13 protein-coding genes are annotated in these 15,285 nt (G+C 64.6%); 7 read left to right on the top strand and 6 right to left on the bottom strand.

Going from position 1 to position 15,285, the window contains the following annotated elements:
- The first annotated feature begins 114 nt into the window (after positions 1 to 114).
- Positions 115 to 1,806, top strand: coding sequence for a benzoate-CoA ligase family protein (locus tag CIT40_RS24095; RefSeq protein WP_094891389.1), 1,692 nt, complete (start codon positions 115 to 117; stop codon positions 1,804 to 1,806).
- A 21-nt stretch (positions 1,807 to 1,827) separates the two neighbouring features.
- Positions 1,828 to 2,286, top strand: a complete 459-nt coding sequence (locus CIT40_RS24090) for a RidA family protein (protein WP_094891639.1) — start codon at positions 1,828 to 1,830, stop codon at positions 2,284 to 2,286.
- 19 nt (positions 2,287 to 2,305) lie between these two features.
- Here the strand turns inward: CIT40_RS24090 and CIT40_RS24085 are convergent, their stop codons facing one another.
- Positions 2,306 to 3,034, bottom strand: a complete 729-nt coding sequence (locus CIT40_RS24085) for a CBS domain-containing protein (RefSeq protein WP_094891390.1) — start codon at positions 3,032 to 3,034, stop codon at positions 2,306 to 2,308.
- Between the two features lie 209 nt (positions 3,035 to 3,243).
- Between CIT40_RS24085 and CIT40_RS24080 the strand changes: the two genes are divergently transcribed.
- Entirely contained in the window at positions 3,244 to 5,097 is a 1,854-nt protein-coding gene (locus CIT40_RS24080; RefSeq protein WP_094891391.1) for a PHA/PHB synthase family protein, read from the top strand.
- 25 nt (positions 5,098 to 5,122) lie between these two features.
- Here the strand turns inward: CIT40_RS24080 and CIT40_RS24075 are convergent, their stop codons facing one another.
- From CIT40_RS24075 to CIT40_RS24065, 3 genes are read right to left on the bottom strand one after another with little or no spacing between them, the layout of a single operon-like run.
- Positions 5,123 to 6,094, bottom strand: a complete 972-nt coding sequence (locus tag CIT40_RS24075) for a CHAD domain-containing protein (protein ID WP_094891392.1) — start codon at positions 6,092 to 6,094, stop codon at positions 5,123 to 5,125.
- A gap of 25 nt (positions 6,095 to 6,119) precedes the next feature.
- Complete coding sequence (locus CIT40_RS24070) at positions 6,120 to 7,643, bottom strand: bifunctional aminoglycoside phosphotransferase/ATP-binding protein (RefSeq protein ID WP_094891393.1); 1,524 nt, start codon at positions 7,641 to 7,643, stop codon at positions 6,120 to 6,122.
- Between the two features lie 24 nt (positions 7,644 to 7,667).
- Positions 7,668 to 8,651: a zinc-dependent alcohol dehydrogenase family protein gene (locus CIT40_RS24065; protein ID WP_094891394.1), complete on the bottom strand. Its 984-nt coding sequence runs from the start codon at positions 8,649 to 8,651 to the stop codon at positions 7,668 to 7,670.
- Between the two features lie 175 nt (positions 8,652 to 8,826).
- Here CIT40_RS24065 and CIT40_RS24060 point away from each other — a divergent pair, with 175 nt between their 5' ends.
- Complete coding sequence (locus CIT40_RS24060; protein ID WP_162307888.1) at positions 8,827 to 9,666, top strand: universal stress protein; 840 nt, start codon at positions 8,827 to 8,829, stop codon at positions 9,664 to 9,666.
- A gap of 66 nt (positions 9,667 to 9,732) precedes the next feature.
- On the top strand, positions 9,733 to 12,426 hold the full coding sequence (locus CIT40_RS24055; RefSeq protein ID WP_094891396.1) for a bifunctional acetate--CoA ligase family protein/GNAT family N-acetyltransferase: 2,694 nt from the start codon (positions 9,733 to 9,735) through the stop codon (positions 12,424 to 12,426).
- A gap of 12 nt (positions 12,427 to 12,438) precedes the next feature.
- Here the strand turns inward: CIT40_RS24055 and CIT40_RS24050 are convergent, their stop codons facing one another.
- Both CIT40_RS24050 and CIT40_RS24045 read right to left on the bottom strand, forming a co-directional pair.
- Positions 12,439 to 12,924, bottom strand: coding sequence for a hypothetical protein (locus CIT40_RS24050; RefSeq protein WP_094891397.1), 486 nt, complete (start codon positions 12,922 to 12,924; stop codon positions 12,439 to 12,441).
- Positions 12,925 to 13,200 carry a hypothetical protein gene (locus tag CIT40_RS24045; RefSeq protein ID WP_094891398.1) on the bottom strand — a complete coding sequence of 92 codons (276 nt, stop codon included), beginning with the start codon at positions 13,198 to 13,200 and terminating at the stop codon, positions 12,925 to 12,927. It lies immediately after the preceding gene.
- A 175-nt stretch (positions 13,201 to 13,375) separates the two neighbouring features.
- Between CIT40_RS24045 and CIT40_RS24040 the strand changes: the two genes are divergently transcribed.
- Complete coding sequence (locus CIT40_RS24040; RefSeq protein WP_094891399.1) at positions 13,376 to 14,512, top strand: ABC transporter permease; 1,137 nt, start codon at positions 13,376 to 13,378, stop codon at positions 14,510 to 14,512.
- 2 nt (positions 14,513 to 14,514) lie between these two features.
- Complete coding sequence (locus CIT40_RS24035; RefSeq protein WP_162307651.1) at positions 14,515 to 15,282, top strand: ABC transporter ATP-binding protein; 768 nt, start codon at positions 14,515 to 14,517, stop codon at positions 15,280 to 15,282.
- The last annotated feature ends 3 nt before the right edge of the window (positions 15,283 to 15,285 follow it).

The raw sequence follows: 15,285 nt of genomic DNA, 5'->3' as shown, positions 1-15,285 counted from the left end.
CCGCCGGAAAAAGCACGGGATGCCCAAAATCCGCTATTGCGCCGAATTGCTTTAAGCCTAAAATGTTTTCCAGATCGTGCTGCCGGGTGCAATCCATGCTGAAAGGAGCGTGCGATGGCCAACGCCGCCAAGGTTCAAGTGACGGGCTCGCATGACGGCAACGCCGCGACGGCCCATGTCGATAGTTTTGCGCGGCAGCATCTGCCGCCACGCGAGCTGTGGCCCGAATTCATCTTCACGCGGCCGGAGCTGCACTATCCGCCGCGATTGAATTGCGTCAGTTATTTCCTCGATCGCTGGGTCGAGCAGGGACATGGCGAGGCACCCTGCGTCATCAGCCCCGCCGTCAGCTACACCTATCGCGAGTTGCAAGCGCTGGTGAACCGCATCGCCAACGTCCTGGTTGGCAAGCTCGGGCTGGTTCCCGGGGGGCGCGTGCTGCTGCGCTCGGCCAACAATCCGATGATGGTCGCGACCTATCTCGCAGTGATCAAGGCCGGAGGCATCGTGGTGGCGACGATGCCGCTGCTCCGCGCCAAGGAGCTGTCCTATCCGATCCAGAAGGCGGAGATCACGCTGGCGCTGTGCGACGGCAAGCTCGCCGAGGAGATGGAGAAGGCAAAAGCCGCGGCCCCCGATCTCAAGCACGTGGTGTACTGGGGCAATGGCGCCGCCGACGCGCTCGAGGCGCTGATCGCCGATGCGAGTCCGGAATTCAGGGCCGTCGATACGGCCGCCGACGACATCTGCCTGATCGCCTTCACCTCGGGCACGACAGGCGACCCCAAGGGCACCATGCATTTCCATCGCGACATGCTCGCTGTGTGTGACGGTTATGCGCGCAACATCCTGCGTGCCGAGCAGAACGACCGTTTCGTCGGCTCGGCACCGCTCGCCTTCACGTTCGGCTTCGGTGGCGTGCTGTTTCCGATGCACATCGGTGCCTCCTTTGTCGTGCTGGAGAAGACGACGCCGGACGACATCCTGACGGCGATCGAGCAATACAGGACCACGGTCTGTTTCACGGCGCCGACGGCATACCGTGCCATGATCGGCAAGCTTTCGGGGCGCGACATCTCCTCGCTTCGAAAGTGCGTCTCCGCCGGCGAGACCCTGCCCAAGCCGACCTTCGATGCCTGGCTCAAGGCCACCGGCATCAAGCTGATGGACGGCATCGGCTCGACTGAATTGCTGCACATCTTCATCAGCGCGACCGAGGACGAGATCCGCCCCGGCGCAACCGGGAAGCCCGTGCCGGGCTACGAGGCCAAGATCGTCGACGATGACGGCCATGATTTGCCGCCGGGCACGATAGGCAAGCTTGCGGTGCGCGGGCCGACCGGATGCCGCTATCTCGCCGACGAGCGGCAGCGCAAATACGTCCAGAACGGCTGGAACATCACCGGCGACACTTACCTGATGGATAGCGATGGCTACTTCTGGTACCAGTCCCGCTCCGACGACATGATCGTATCGGCCGGCTACAATATTGCGGGCACCGACGTCGAGGCGGCGCTGCTCACGCATTCGGCGGTCGCCGAGTGCGGCGTGGTCGGCGCCCCCGACGAGGCGCGCGGCATGATCGTGAAGGCCTATGTCGTCGCCGCGCCCGGCGTGACGGCGGACGCACAGCTCGTGGCCGAGCTGCAGGAGCATGTCAAACGCGAGATCGCGCCGTACAAATATCCGCGGGCGATCGAGTTCGTGACGCAACTGCCCAAGACCGAGACCGGAAAATTGAAGCGCTTTGCCCTGCGGCAACTGGCGCAGACCGCGGCGACGTCCTCGGGCGTCGCGGCGGAATGAGAGAAGGATGAAGAATTGTCCGTGACGACGCCAAAAGGCCCGCAGCTTGCAGTGCCGCCGACAGCAGCCGAGGATGACACCCATTCGCGGGTGCAGGTGCTCCAGCCGTCGGGTTGGCCGATGCCGAAGGGCTATGCCAATGGCATGGCCGCTGAGGGACTCATCGTCGTCACCGGCGGGGTGATCGGCTGGGATGCCGAAGAGCGTCTCGCCGACGGCTTTGTCGCGCAGGTGCGCCAGACCCTGAGCAACATCGCGGCGATCCTGACTGAGGCCAGCGCCCGGCCAGAGCACCTCGTGCGGCTGACCTGGTACGTCGTCGACATGGACGAGTATCTGTCCAACCTGAAGGAGCTCGGCAAGATCTACCGTGCCATCTTCGGCGCACACTATCCGGCGATGGCGCTGGTGCAGGTAGTGCGCCTCGTGGAGAAGGCGGCGCGCGTCGAGATCGAGGCCACCGCCGTCATTCCACGCTGAGTCTGCTCAGCTCGCCTTGTCAACTGGCCTTGGCGAGGTCATCGTCCTCGGGCGAGTTCAGATAGATGCCCGACATGGTGTCGACCCAGCACAGATGGTCGTGCACCTTCTTCACGCCCTCGACGTTCTCCGCGGCGACCATGGCGGCTTGCCGTGTGCGCTCTTCGGTGATGACGCCGCTGAGGTGAACGATGCCGTCGCGGACGATGACGTTCAGCCCGAACGGGCACCAGTCGTTCTTCTCCATGGTCTCGATGATGCGGCTACGAATGTGGTCGTCGTCCGCCGTCGGATCGGGCACCTCGCGTGCGAGCCCTGCCACGGCTTGAAGCAGGTTGGCCCGCGAGACGATCCCGACGACCTTTTCGCCCCGCACCACCGGCAGCCGCTTCACGTTGTTGCGCTCCATGAGATCGACGATCTCGGCGAGCGCCGTGTCCTCCGTGATGGTCACGACCGAGGCGGTCATCACTTCCGCGACCTTGCGGCCGTGTTCTTGAACGAAATCGCTGGCGGATTTGCCCGGACCAAGGATGAACCGCAGCCACCGTCCACGCTTGCGCCCGGTGCCGATTTCGCTGCGGTGGATGAAATCCCCTTCCGATACGACGCCGACGAGCTTGCCGGTCTCGTCGACCACGGTGAGGCCGCTGACATGCCGCTTCAGCATGATATTCGCCGCCTCGACGATGCTGGTGTCGGGGGTAACCGAGATGACCGACCTGGTCATGATCTGGTGGGCGCGCATGGATAACTCCGCTGGCTTTTCGAATTTCGATGCGCGAAAACTAGCGCGGGTGTCAGGGTGCGGCTTGACTCAGGTCAATCGGACAAAGCCTGTCCGTCCCGATTGAGCAATCGTGATCCGCCCCGGATTTGATGCAGCTCAAGGCCTCTGCGAGGCGTCGCCATATCCTGTGACCGACCTAGACCAGAAGCCCCCGGGAACATTGAGCCATGAGCGTCGTGCAGATTTTTCCACGGGCCGACGAGCCGGCGGTGCAGGCTCTCCCGGTCAATCCCGTCGCTGCTCCCGAAGCCCCGACGGTGAGTTCCGAAACACCCGCCGGAATCCCTGCCGCCGCCGCTCCTCCGCCTGCGCCGGAGCCGTATCCCCTCGATCGCGCGTTTCATGCGATGCTGGCGCGGTTCACGGGCGGAATTTCGCCGCTGGCCTTGTCGCTGGCCTGGCTCGACTGGAGTTCGCACCTCGCTGCGGCGCCGCAGCGCCAGATGGAAATGGCGCGCAATGTCCTGCGTGATTCCGGTCGGCTGGCGGAAGCCGTCGCGCACGTGGCGTCACCGGAGCAAAAGCCGTGGTCCGTGATCCAGCCGCAGGGGCGGGATCGCCGCTTCAGTGGACCGCAATGGGAGACCGCGCCGTTCAATCTGCTGGCCCAGGCATTTCTGCTCGGAGAGCGCTGGTGGCACGATGCCACGACCGGCGTGCGCGGCGTGTCGCACGCCAACGAGGCCATCGTCGAGTTCTCGATGCGCCAGACGCTCGACATGCTGGCGCCGTCGAATTTCGCGGCGACCAATCCGAAGGTGCTGGAGAAGGCTTTCCAGAGTGGTGGAGAGAATCTCGTCTTCGGTTGGCAAAACTGGTGCAGTGACCTGATGCGCCTGCTCTCCAACTCGAAATTGACGGACGAAGGGCAGTTTGTGGTCGGCAAGACGGTGGCGGTCTCGCCCGGCAAGGTCGTCTACCGCAACGAACTGATCGAGCTGATTCAGTACCAACCGACCACAGCGCAGGTGCGGCCCGAGCCGATCCTGATCGTGCCGGCCTGGATCATGAAGTACTACATCCTCGATCTCTCGCCGCAGAACTCGCTTGTCAAGTATCTGACCGGCCAGGGTTTCACGGTGTTCGCAATCTCCTGGCGCAACCCGGATGCGACGGATCGGGATCTCGCCTTCGACGACTATCGCAGGCTGGGGGTCATGGCGGCGCTCGACATGATCGGTCTGATCGTGCCGGGGCGGAAGACCCACGCCCTCGGCTATTGTCTGGGAGGCACATTGCTGTCGATCGCAGCCGCTGCGATGGAGCGCGACGGTGACAACCGCTTTGGCACCGTTACTCTCCTTGCCGCCCAGACTGACTTCACTGAGGCCGGAGAGCTGACGCTCTTCATCAACGAGAGCCAGGTCGCCTTTCTCGAAGACATGATGTGGCAGCGTGGCTATCTCGACACGACGCAGATGGCCGGCGCCTTCCAGCTGCTGCGCTCCAACGAACTGATCTGGTCGCGCCTGTCACATGACTATCTGATGGGCGACGGCGCACCACTGAACGATCTGATGGCGTGGAACGCGGACGCAACGCGGCTGCCTTATCGCATGCATTCGGAATATCTGCGACAGCTGTTCCTCGACAACGATCTGGCCGAGGGGCGCTATCAGGTCGGTGGCCGCAACGTTTCGCTATCCGATATTCACGCCCCGATGTTCGTGGTCGGCACGCTGGCCGATCACGTCGCGCCGTGGCGGTCCGTCTACAAGATCCACTATCAGGTCGATGCCGACGTGACGTTCCTGTTGACCAGCGGCGGTCACAATGCCGGCGTCGTCGCGCCCCCCGACGAGCCCGGCCACAGCTATCAGGTATTGAGCAAGGCCGAGGACGCGCCCTATGTCGGTCCGGACGAATGGCTGAAGCTGGCTCCGCAAATCGAAGGGTCGTGGTGGCCGGAATGGACCAATTGGCTGGCGGCGCGCTCCGGTGCGCCCTGCGATCCGCCGTCGATCGGACTTGGAGACGCTGCCGACCTGCCTGATGCGCCGGGAGACTACGTCCACACCTAGGTCGCGATCCGGAAAGTGGGAAGCTTTAGGTCTCAGGCTCCGAACTCGGTGCGAGATCCGAGGAGCGGAAGGGTTTGGCCCTTTCCAGTTTGCGGTAGGCCGTTGACGCCGTCCGCAACAGCTTCTTTTCCCGCTTGCGGCTGCGGAAACGTTTGCCAGCATCGTGGCCGGCGCCGTTCAACGAAGCCGCCAGCGCTCGCCCCCGTGCATCGTCATTCAATTGTCCGAGCGAGCGTTGCGCCTTGCGCAATGTCTTGAGGATCGATCTCTGTTTCGTCAGCGAGTCCTCGGCGAACAGGTCCTGGAGCGATTCGATCGAATAGGTCAGCCGCTTGTTGAGAATCCGCAGCTTGTGCCGTTTTTCGACGTCGAGCTTGTGGAGCTTCCGCGCCTTCTTGAGCAGCGTCGTCTCCCACTCGGTCAGCCGCTCCGTCGCGTGATCGGCGAGCGTGCAGCGGCGCAATCGAATGGCCTCCTTGCTGCGCCGGGTCGACCAGGGGCCGCTCTCGATCCAGGCCGAAATCTGCTCGCCAAGACGGCGATACCTCGCGGATTGCAGCGCACGCGCCAGCAGGCGGTGGCTCTCGGCACGCTTTTCGTCCCAATGCTGAAGCTCGGCGACGATCGCAAGCTCGTCGCTGCTCTCGGCGACGATCCGTTCGATCGCCACGTCGAGATCCCTGACCATGCCGAGCTGGCCGTTCAGCCATTTCAGTTCGGCCCAGACCTTCGGGCGGAGGGCGTCGTCGACCATCGGCGAGAAGAAGCGGATCGCAGTTCGCAGATGGGTCAACGCGATGCGGATCTGGTGCAGCGCGTCGGGATCGCCGCGGCAGGTGCCTTCATGCTGGGCGAGCACGGCAGCGAGGTGACGGCGCGCGATGATGCGGAACGCGGTATCGCAGGCCATTCCGGGGCCGAGGCGGCCGGGCAGGGCATTGCGCCGCGCCGCCGGCCTGGCGCGAGCGGCCGTTGAGGTCGTGGTGGGTCGCGCCATCTTTGTCCGCGCCAATCCGGTTGCCTTATTTCCCCTCAGCGATCGCATCCCGGCAGCTCTCGAGCGTCTGCGCTTGAGTCCCGGATGCATCGATGGTCGCCCAGCCGACGAGGCCGATATTATAGTGCTCTTGCTGTGCAGCAACCTCCTGCGTGGCGTCGGATGCGTCTCCCCGGCGGCCTCCGATCCGCATCTGCCGGGTCGCGAGGTCCGCAACCAGAAACAGGCCGTTCAGCGGCACATTGCGCTCCCGCGCCAGTGCGGCGATCGCGTCCCGTTCGTCCTCGCGGGCGAATACGCCGTCGACGATCGCCGAATGGCCCTGCGCCAGCACCCGCCGGGCGTGCTGAGCCAGCGTGTCGTAGACTCGGGCTGCGTGCTCCGGCGTGTAGGCGGACGGCGGCAGGCGGTGCGTATCCTCGACCCCGAACATCTGCTTGCGAATGAGGTCGCTGCGCAGCACGACGGCCCCCGGGGGTGGTGCGACGACGGGCGCGAGCGCTTGCGCCAGAGCCGTCTTGCCGGTGCCCGACAATCCGCCGACCGCAATCAGGCGCGGGGCGGCAGGATGGATCAGCGTCCTCGCGAGGTCAAAATAACGTATTGCCTCGCCGAGGATGCCGGGGTCGTCGGGATGCGCCGGCTTCAGCCGCGCCAGGGCCACTTGGGCGCGGATCGCTGCCCGGATGGACATGAAAAGCGGCAGGGCCGAGAGCGCGTCGAGATTGTCGGCCGGCGTCCCGGCGAGATAGCGGTTCAGGACGATGTTGGCCGCACCCGGCTGATCGTGGTGCAACAGGTCCATCAGCGTGAATGCGAGATCGTAGAGCACGTCGACGGTTGCCATCTGCGCATCGAACTCGATGGCGTCGAACAGCACCGGCCGGTCGTCGAGCAGAACGATGTTCGCGAGATGCAGATCGCCATGGCAGCGGCGCACGAAGCCCTGACGGCCACGCTCGGCGAGCTGGGGACGGAGGCGCAAGAATGCCTCATGGGAGGCTCTGCCGAGCTCTTCGATGTCTCCCGCGTTGAAATGGCCGCCGGCCAGCAGACCGTGACTGTTGCCGTCAATCAGGGCGGGGATGGAGGCGACCCAGGCTTCGCCGTCGGCGCGTGGCGCCGCGGCGTGGGAAGCCACGATCGCGTCGGCGGCAGCCGAGGCGAGTTTCGTATCCAGCGGGCCCGCTTTTGCCAGATGATCCAGCGTCATGTTTTCGTCGAAGCGCGACATGTCCACCGCATACTCGATCGGCCGGCCGGGACCGTCGACCTGCACCGAGCCGTCCGGCTCTTCCGTGATCGCCACGACGCGATGATAGATCTGCGGGGCCAACGGCCGGTTGATCCTGATTTCCTCCTCGCACGCCGCCTTGCGCTTCTCGAGCGTCGAATAATCGAGGAAGGGAAACCGCACGGCACGCTTGATCTTCAACGCGCGCTTGCCGTCGAGGAAAACCGAGGCGCCGTGCGTGTCGATCCGCGTCACGCCGGGATGATGGGCCAGCGTCCGAAAGATCCGCTGCTGGCTCGCCATTTCATCATTCATGGGAACGGACATCCGAAAGCACCATCAGGGCGTCAACACGGCCGCGCCGAGAATTTGCCCGGCTCGCAGCATGTTCAGGACCTCGTTGGCCTGATGAAGTGGAAATGCCGTCGTTTCGGTGCGCACGCCGGCTTGCGGAGCGATCTTGAGAAAATCGAGGCCATCCTGCCGGGTCAGATTGGCGACCGAGAGCAGTTGCCGTTCCTGCCAGAGCAGATCGTACGGAAAGCTTGGAATGTCGGACATGTGGATGCCGGCGCATACGACGCGGCCGCCTTTGCGGACGGCGCGCAGCGCGGCCGGGACAAGCTCGCCTGACGGTGCGTAGATGATGGCCGCGTCGAGCGGTTCGTCGGGCATCTCGTCCGATGCTCCCGCCCAGATGGCGCCGAGACGACGGGCAAGGTCTTGGGCGGCAGCGTCGCCGCGTCGCGTGAATGCGTAAACAGATCGTCCCTGCCAAACTGCGACTTGCGCAATGATGTGGCCGGCCGCGCCGAAACCATAGAGGCCGAGCCGTTCGGCAGGGCCGGCCAGCACCAGCGAGCGCCAACCGATCAACCCCGCGCACAGCAGAGGAGCAATCTCCACGTCGTTGCCTTCTTCACCGAGGGGAAAGGCGTAGCGTGCGTCGGCGATGGTGTGGGTCGCGTAGCCACCGTCGCGCGTGTAGCCGGTGAACAGCGGTGCGTCGCACAGGTTTTCCATACCCTCACGGCAGAAACGGCAGTTTCCGCAAGTGAAACCGAGCCAGGGAACGCCGACGCGATCACCGGGCGCATGCGTGGTGACATTCGGACCCACGAGATCGACCCGACCGACGATCTCGTGGCCGGGCACGATCGGATAGCGAATATCGGGCAGCTCGGCATCGACGAGATGAAGATCGGTCCGGCATACGCCGCAGGCGCTGACCTTCACCCGGAGTTGACCCTCGCCGGGTATCGGATCAGGCCGCTCCTCCATCTGGAGCCGCGTTCGCGGGGCCGGCAACACCATCGCGCGCATCAGTCTCTCCGGGGGCGGACCGCTCCGACCGAATTATCCATAGAATAGCTGGACGGCCAGTCCTTGACGTCGGTCAACGCCCGTGTTCGTCCCGATCGGACCGGGTTCCCCTGGCTTGATGAGGATCAAGGGCCTCGACGAAAGCCGGCTTATTGTGGCGACCGAGGAGAATCCGATGCCCATCAAGGATGTCTTTCTGCCGCTTGTCGGCCAGCCGCGCGGACCAGCCTTGGTTGCGATCGAGAAATGCGTGGCCGTTGCCGCCGACCTCGGCGCCAGGATCACGGCGCTCGCGCTCGAGCAAGATGTTTTCGAGCGGCCGAAGGTGATGCTGCCGTATGACCGCGATTCCGCGGAGGCCGGCAGTTCTAATGAGGTGAACGACTCCCAGCAGCTCCTCAATGCTTTCACCATCGCGGCCTCCGGCGCCAACATCCGCGCCCAGAGCCGAACGGGCAAGGTGCCGGCGGACCAGATCGCGGCGATCCTGGCCGAGCATGCCCGTTTCAGCGATCTCACGCTGTTTCCCGTGATGCCGCACGACAGCCGAACGGAGCACATCATCGAAACCTTCCTGTTCGAATCCGGGCGGCCGCTGTTGCTCTGCCCGGAGCAGCATGCGGAGCAGTTGCGGCCGGAATTCGAGAACGTCATGATCGCCTGGGATCATTCTGCCCGCGCTGCGCGTGCGGTCGGCGACGCATTGCCGATTCTTCAGGCCGCCACCTCGGTCCGCGTGGTAACGGTGGCGGATGACAAGGCTGACGCAATCGTTCAATCCGGCCCGGCTCTCGTCGACCATCTGAGAGAACACGGGGTCTATGCCTCGTTCGAGACGGTGACCGGCAATGGCAGCTCGATCGGCAAGGTACTGGGAAGTTGGGCGAAATCCCATGGCATGGATGCGATCGTGATGGGCGCCTACCATCATTCACGCCTGAATGAGATCGTGTGGGGCGGTGTGACAAAGACCGTCATTGGCCAGCCACCGTGCTGGGTTATGATCTCGCACTAGGCTCGCCATCTTCCCGGCCGGATCTTCAACCATCGGAACCGCCGCTGACCCGGCGCATTTGCCTTCATGTCAACCTATCGTCTCAACCATCTGCTGGCGCCGCGTTCAGTCGCACTCGTCGGCGCGAGTGCCCGTCCGGTCTCAGTCGGACGCGCCGTTCTGGAGAACATTCACAAGGCCGGGTTCAAGGGGCAGTTCGGCCTCGTGAATCCACGCCATGCCGAAATCAGCGGCATCGCCGCGGTGAAAAGCCTGGACGGCCTGGACTTCGTGCCCGAGCTCGTGGTCATCACCGCGCCGGCGCACGAGATTCCCGACATCATCGACCGGGCCGGGCGTCGCGGATCAGCGGGTGCGCTGATCGTCTCGGCTGGGCTAGGCCACGGACCGGGATCTCTGCACGAGGCTGCAATAGCAGCCGCCTGCAAATACGGCATGCGGCTGATCGGGCCGAACTGCCTCGGCATCATGATGCCCGGGGTCAACCTGAATGCCAGCTTTGCCGCGCACATGCCGGAGGCGGGTAGCCTCGCGCTGATCTCGCAATCGGGCGCGATCGCTGCCGGCATGGTCGACTGGGCGGCGCAGCGCGGCGTCGGCTTTTCCGGGATCGTCTCGATCGGCGATCAGATCGACGTCGATATTGCCGATCTGCTCGACTATTTCGCAATGGATCACAAGACCCGCGCGATCCTGCTCTACGTCGAATCCATCAAGGACGCGCGCAAGTTCATGTCGGCGGCGCGTGCCGCCGCGCGCGTGAAGCCTGTCGTCGTGGTGAAATCCGGCCGCATGGCGCAGGGCGCGAAAGCCGCCGCCACGCATACCGGCGCGCTCGCCGGCGCCGACGCGGTCTATGACGCGGCGTTCCGCCGCGCGGGTGTGTTGCGGGTCTCCGACCTGCGTGAGCTGTTCGATTGCGCCGAGACGCTCGGCCGCGTCGAATCGCCGACCGGAAAGCGTCTCGCCATCCTGACCAACGGTGGCGGCATCGGCGTGCTCGCCGTCGATCGATTGGTCGAACTCGGCGGAATTCCGGCGCCCCTCTCGGCGGAGGTGCGCAAGACGCTCGATGCGGTTCTGCCGCCGACTTGGTCCGGTGCAAATCCCGTCGACATCGTCGGCGACGCTGACGCCTCGCGCTACGCGGCGGCGCTGGAGGTGCTGCTGGCCGATCGCGACAATGACGCGGTCCTGGTCCTCAACGTGCAGACAGCGATCGCCTCGGCCGCCGAGATCGCCTCGACCGTGACGGAGCTCGTCGCTAAATATCGCCAGCAGCACCGCCGATGGGCCAAACCAGTATTGGCGGCCTGGGTCGGAGCCGATCAGAACATCATTCAGACCCTTTCCGGCGCCGGCATGCCGAACTATCCGACCGAGGACGACGCCGTGCGCGGCTTCATGCATCTGGTCCGGCACCGCGAAGTGGTAGAGGAGCTGAGCCAGGTGCCTCCGGCGATGCCCGACACCTTCGTTCCGGATGCACGGGGCGCGAGGCAGATCGTCACCGCCGCGATCGCGGACGGTCGTGAGTGGCTCGAGCCCGTCGAGATCAAAAACCTCCTCGAAGCCTACGACATCGCGATGGTGCCGACCTATGCGGCAACCGACGTCGAGCAGGCGGTAGGCTATGCAAGCGAGATCTTCGCACAGGGTGGCACCGTCGTGCTGAAGATCATGTCGCGGGACATCACCCACAAATCCGACGTCGGCGGCGTCGTTCTCAACCTGACCACGCCTGAAGCCGTGCGAGGGGCTGCCGCGAACATTCTCGCGCGGGCGAAGAAGCTGCGTCCGGAGGCGCGTATCGGCGGTGTCATCGTCCAGGCGATGGTCGTCAAGGCAAAAGCGCGCGAGCTGATCCTGGGCCTCGCCGACGATCCCACTTTCGGCACCGTCGTCGTGTTCGGTCGCGGCGGCACGGCGGTGGAGATCATCAACGACAAGGCGCTGGCGCTGCCACCGCTGGATTTGCAGCTCGCTCGCGATCTGATCGACCGCACGCGCGTGTCGCGGCTGCTGAAGGCCTATCGTGACGTGCCGGCGGTCAAGCAAGACGCCGTGGCCATGGTGCTGGTCAAGCTGGCGCAGATGGCAGCCGACATTCCCGAGATTCGCGAATTCGACATCAATCCGCTGTTGGCGGACGAGACCGGCGCGACCGCGGTCGATGCCCGCGTCGCGGTCGGGCCGCCGCAACGGAAGTTCGTCGGTTCGGGCCCGGCCAATTTCGCCGTTCGCGCCTATCCGTCACAATGGGAGCGCCGCATCAAGCTCAAGGACGACTGGCGCATCTTCGTTCGGCCCATGCGCCCCGAGGACGAGCCGACCATCCACGGATTCCTGCATCACGTCACCCCGCACGACCTTCGCCTGCGCTTCTTCGCACCGATGAAGGAGTTTACCCACGAGTTCATCGCGCGCCTGACCCAGCTCGACTATGCGCGCGCGATGGCCTTCATCGCCTTCGACGAGGCCACCGGCGAAATGATCGGTGTGGTCCGGCTCCACTCGGATTCGATCTATGAGAGCGGCGAATACGCGATCCTGCTGCGGTCCGATCTCAAGGGCAGGGGGCTCGGCTGGGCGCTCATGCAGCTCATCATCAACTACGCCAAGTCGGAGGGGCTGAAAATCATCTCGGGCGACGTTCTCAAGGAGAACACCGTGATGCTCGAAATGTGCCGGCACCTCGGCTTCGAGGTGAAGCCGGATCCGGCTGAGCCTGATATCTGCGACGTCAAGCTGAAGCTCTGAGCGCCCGGCGCCTCAGGATTCGGCTTCAGTCGGCGTCGCGGCGGATTTGCCCGCCGACGTCCGCAAACTCCTGATGATGATCGCGATCAACGGCACCAGCACCGGCACGATCGTGCTGAGCGGATGATGCACCGCGCCCGACACCTGGGCCTGGAACGCGCGCGCCTCGAGCTGAAGAGCTTCGACGGAGGAGTCGTGAATTTCGTTGGCAAGTTCGATGTCGCGGCCTGACGGAGCGCGGCCGGCGATCGCGAAGAGAGCGGCTGCAATGGCGAAATTGACGGCACCGAGGATGGCGGCAGCGGCAATCGCGCTCCAGATCTGGACCAGCGCGAAATAGGCCGACAGCTCCAGCATCAGAAGCCCGAACGCCGCGATCAGCGCCGCAAAGGCACGCAAGCCGAGGCCGACGAGCAGATGGCGCAGCCTGATGTCCGCGATGATCCTGTCGGTCCGCCACAACGCGCGCAGATGTTTGGCCACATTCTCGGTATTCACCTAGTGTCTCCTCAGCATGAAGCCGACAACGACGCCGAGCGCGAAGGCGGAGGCGAGCGATGTGATCGGACGATCCGCAATGATGCCCTGAAGCTGCGCCTGCTCTTCGTCCACGGTCTCGCCGAGTTCGGTCAGCGCGGCCCTGATCTGATCGGCGAGCGCCTCGGCGCGGTCCTTCGAGCTTTCGAACATCTCCTCGCCCGCGGTGCTCAGCAAGCGTGTGACATCAACCTTCAGCGCCCGCAATTCTTCGCTCATCCTGTCACTGTCGAACATGGACTTGATATCCCCGTTGAATGGAAGCAAGCCTAGGGCCCGCCCGTGCAATCGTGCTTGATTTGCCTCAAGCCGCGGCCGCGATCGGGGTCTTGAGAAAGGTCAAGCCGGCCGCCATAGGCTGGCCTAGAAATGCCGTCAGAATGGGGACCGATTGTCCCGACAAGGTGGAAGCGTGAACCACGAACCGCTGTTGCTCGCGACGCCGTCCGGCGACGCGCTGAAGTTGCGCCCCGAAGGGCCCTGGACCGCCGCGAACGTGGTCACGCTCGAGACATTGTCCCGGTCGGTCGGTGCAGACGTCGATCGCTCGCGTGTCGTCACCCTGGACATGTCTGGCGTCAGCGCGCTCGACACGCTCGGTGCCTGGGTCCTGGAGAAACTGTCGCGCAGGGCCGCAACATCGGGCAGATCGGCCGAATTCGTCGGCGTCGCCGATCATTTCAGCGGATTGCTCGACGAGGTGCGCCAAGTCAATCGCCACACACCGGTCCCGGTTGCTACGCCCAATCCGGTGCTGGCGAGGCTGGGCGATCTCGGCAAGGCCACGGCCGGTGCGCGGGAGGACGTCACGATCTTCCTGCAGATGCTCGGCGCATTGTTCATGGCCATAATCGGCGTGCTGCGCCGGCCGCGTTCGCTGCGGCTGACCTCGCTGATCTATCAGCTCTACCGCATCGGCTGGCAGGCGATCCCCATCGTCGCGCTGATCACTTTCCTGATCGGCGCCATCATCGCGCAGCAGGGCTTCTTCCATTTCCGCAGGTTCGGCGCGGAGTCTTACACCGTCGACATGGTCGGCATCCTGGTGCTGCGCGAGCTCGGCGTGCTGATCGTCGCCATCATGGTCGCGGGACGGTCGGGAAGCGCCTATACCGCCGAACTTGGCTCGATGAAGATGCGCGAGGAAATCGACGCGCTGTCCACCATGGGGCTCGATCCCGTCGACGTCCTGATCCTGCCGCGTGTTGCGGCGCTGGTCATTGCGCTGCCGATCCTGACCTTCATCGGATCGATTGCAGCGCTCTATGGCGGCGGTCTCGTCGCGCAGTTCTACGGCGACATGGGCCCGGCGATCTACATCGCGCGGCTGCACGAGGCCATCTCAGTGACCCATTTCGAGGTGGGTATCCTGAAGGCGCCGTTCATGGCGCTGGTGATCGGGATCGTGGCCTGCAGCGAGGGGCTGCGCGTCAAGGGCAGCGCGGAATCGCTCGGCCGGCAGACCACGACGTCGGTGGTGAAGTCGATCTTCCTGGTGATCGTGCTCGACGGCCTGTTCGCGATCTTCTTTGCCTCGATCGGAATGTGACGATGGACGTATCGCAGGACCAGTTCGCGATCCGCGTCCGTGACCTCGTGGTCGGCTTCGGCCGCCAGACGGTGCTCGACCATCTGTCGCTTGACGTCCGCCGTGGCGAGATCCTCGGACTTGTGGGCGCATCCGGCGGCGGCAAGTCGGTGCTGATGCGAACCATCATCGGCCTCATCCCGCGCCGGAGCGGGACCATCGAAGTCATGGGACAGCCCACTGGCGGCCATGGCCGCGGCGCCGCCACGACATGGGGTATCCTGTTTCAGCAGGGCGCGCTGTTCTCCTCGCTGACGGTCCGCCAGAACGTCCAGTTTCCCCTGCGCGAAAATCTCGTCCTGTCGCAGGAGCTGATGGACGAGATCGCGATCGCCAAGCTGGAGATGGTCGGCTTGCGTGCCCAGGACGCGGACAAATACCCGGCGGAGCTGTCGGGCGGCATGACCAAGCGCGTGGCGCTGGCGCGCGCGCTCGCGCTCGATCCGCCGATCCTGTTCCTGGACGAGCCGACCTCGGGCCTCGATCCGATCGCCGCCGGCGATTTCGACGTGCTGATCAAAACGCTGCAAAGGACGCTGGGGCTGACGGTGTTCATGGTGACGCACGACCTCGCCAGCCTGACCACGGTCTGCGACCGCGTCGCCGCGCTCGCCGACGGCAAGATCGTGGCGATCGGCCCGATGCGCGAATTGCTGCAATCCGAGCATCCCTGGGTGCGCGCCTATTTCCACGGCAAACGCTCGCAGATGCTGCAACACGAGATGAGATAAGAC

Origin of the sequence: Bradyrhizobium amphicarpaeae, assembly GCF_002266435.3 — a bacterium.
GTDB lineage: Bacteria > Pseudomonadota > Alphaproteobacteria > Rhizobiales > Xanthobacteraceae > Bradyrhizobium > Bradyrhizobium amphicarpaeae.
This window is presented reverse-complemented; position numbering and strand designations above follow the sequence as displayed.

Bases quoted from the DNA above. Each gene is read 5' to 3' on its own strand.
- CIT40_RS24095 (WP_094891389.1), top strand. From the start codon at position 115: ATGGCCAACGCCGCCAAGGTTCAAGTGACGGGCTCGCATGACGGCAAC.
- CIT40_RS24045 (WP_094891398.1), bottom strand. From the start codon at position 13,200: ATGTTCGACAGTGACAGGATGAGCGAAGAATTGCGGGCGCTGAAGGTT.
- CIT40_RS24080 (WP_094891391.1), top strand. From the start codon at position 3,244: ATGAGCGTCGTGCAGATTTTTCCACGGGCCGACGAGCCGGCGGTGCAG.
- CIT40_RS24070 (WP_094891393.1), bottom strand. From the start codon at position 7,643: ATGAATGATGAAATGGCGAGCCAGCAGCGGATCTTTCGGACGCTGGCC.
- CIT40_RS24075 (WP_094891392.1), bottom strand. From the start codon at position 6,094: ATGGCGCGACCCACCACGACCTCAACGGCCGCTCGCGCCAGGCCGGCG.
- CIT40_RS24035 (WP_162307651.1), top strand. From the start codon at position 14,515: ATGGACGTATCGCAGGACCAGTTCGCGATCCGCGTCCGTGACCTCGTG.
- CIT40_RS24085 (WP_094891390.1), bottom strand. From the start codon at position 3,034: ATGCGCGCCCACCAGATCATGACCAGGTCGGTCATCTCGGTTACCCCC.
- CIT40_RS24065 (WP_094891394.1), bottom strand. From the start codon at position 8,651: ATGCGCGCGATGGTGTTGCCGGCCCCGCGAACGCGGCTCCAGATGGAG.
- CIT40_RS24060 (WP_162307888.1), top strand. From the start codon at position 8,827: ATGCCCATCAAGGATGTCTTTCTGCCGCTTGTCGGCCAGCCGCGCGGA.
- CIT40_RS24055 (WP_094891396.1), top strand. From the start codon at position 9,733: ATGTCAACCTATCGTCTCAACCATCTGCTGGCGCCGCGTTCAGTCGCA.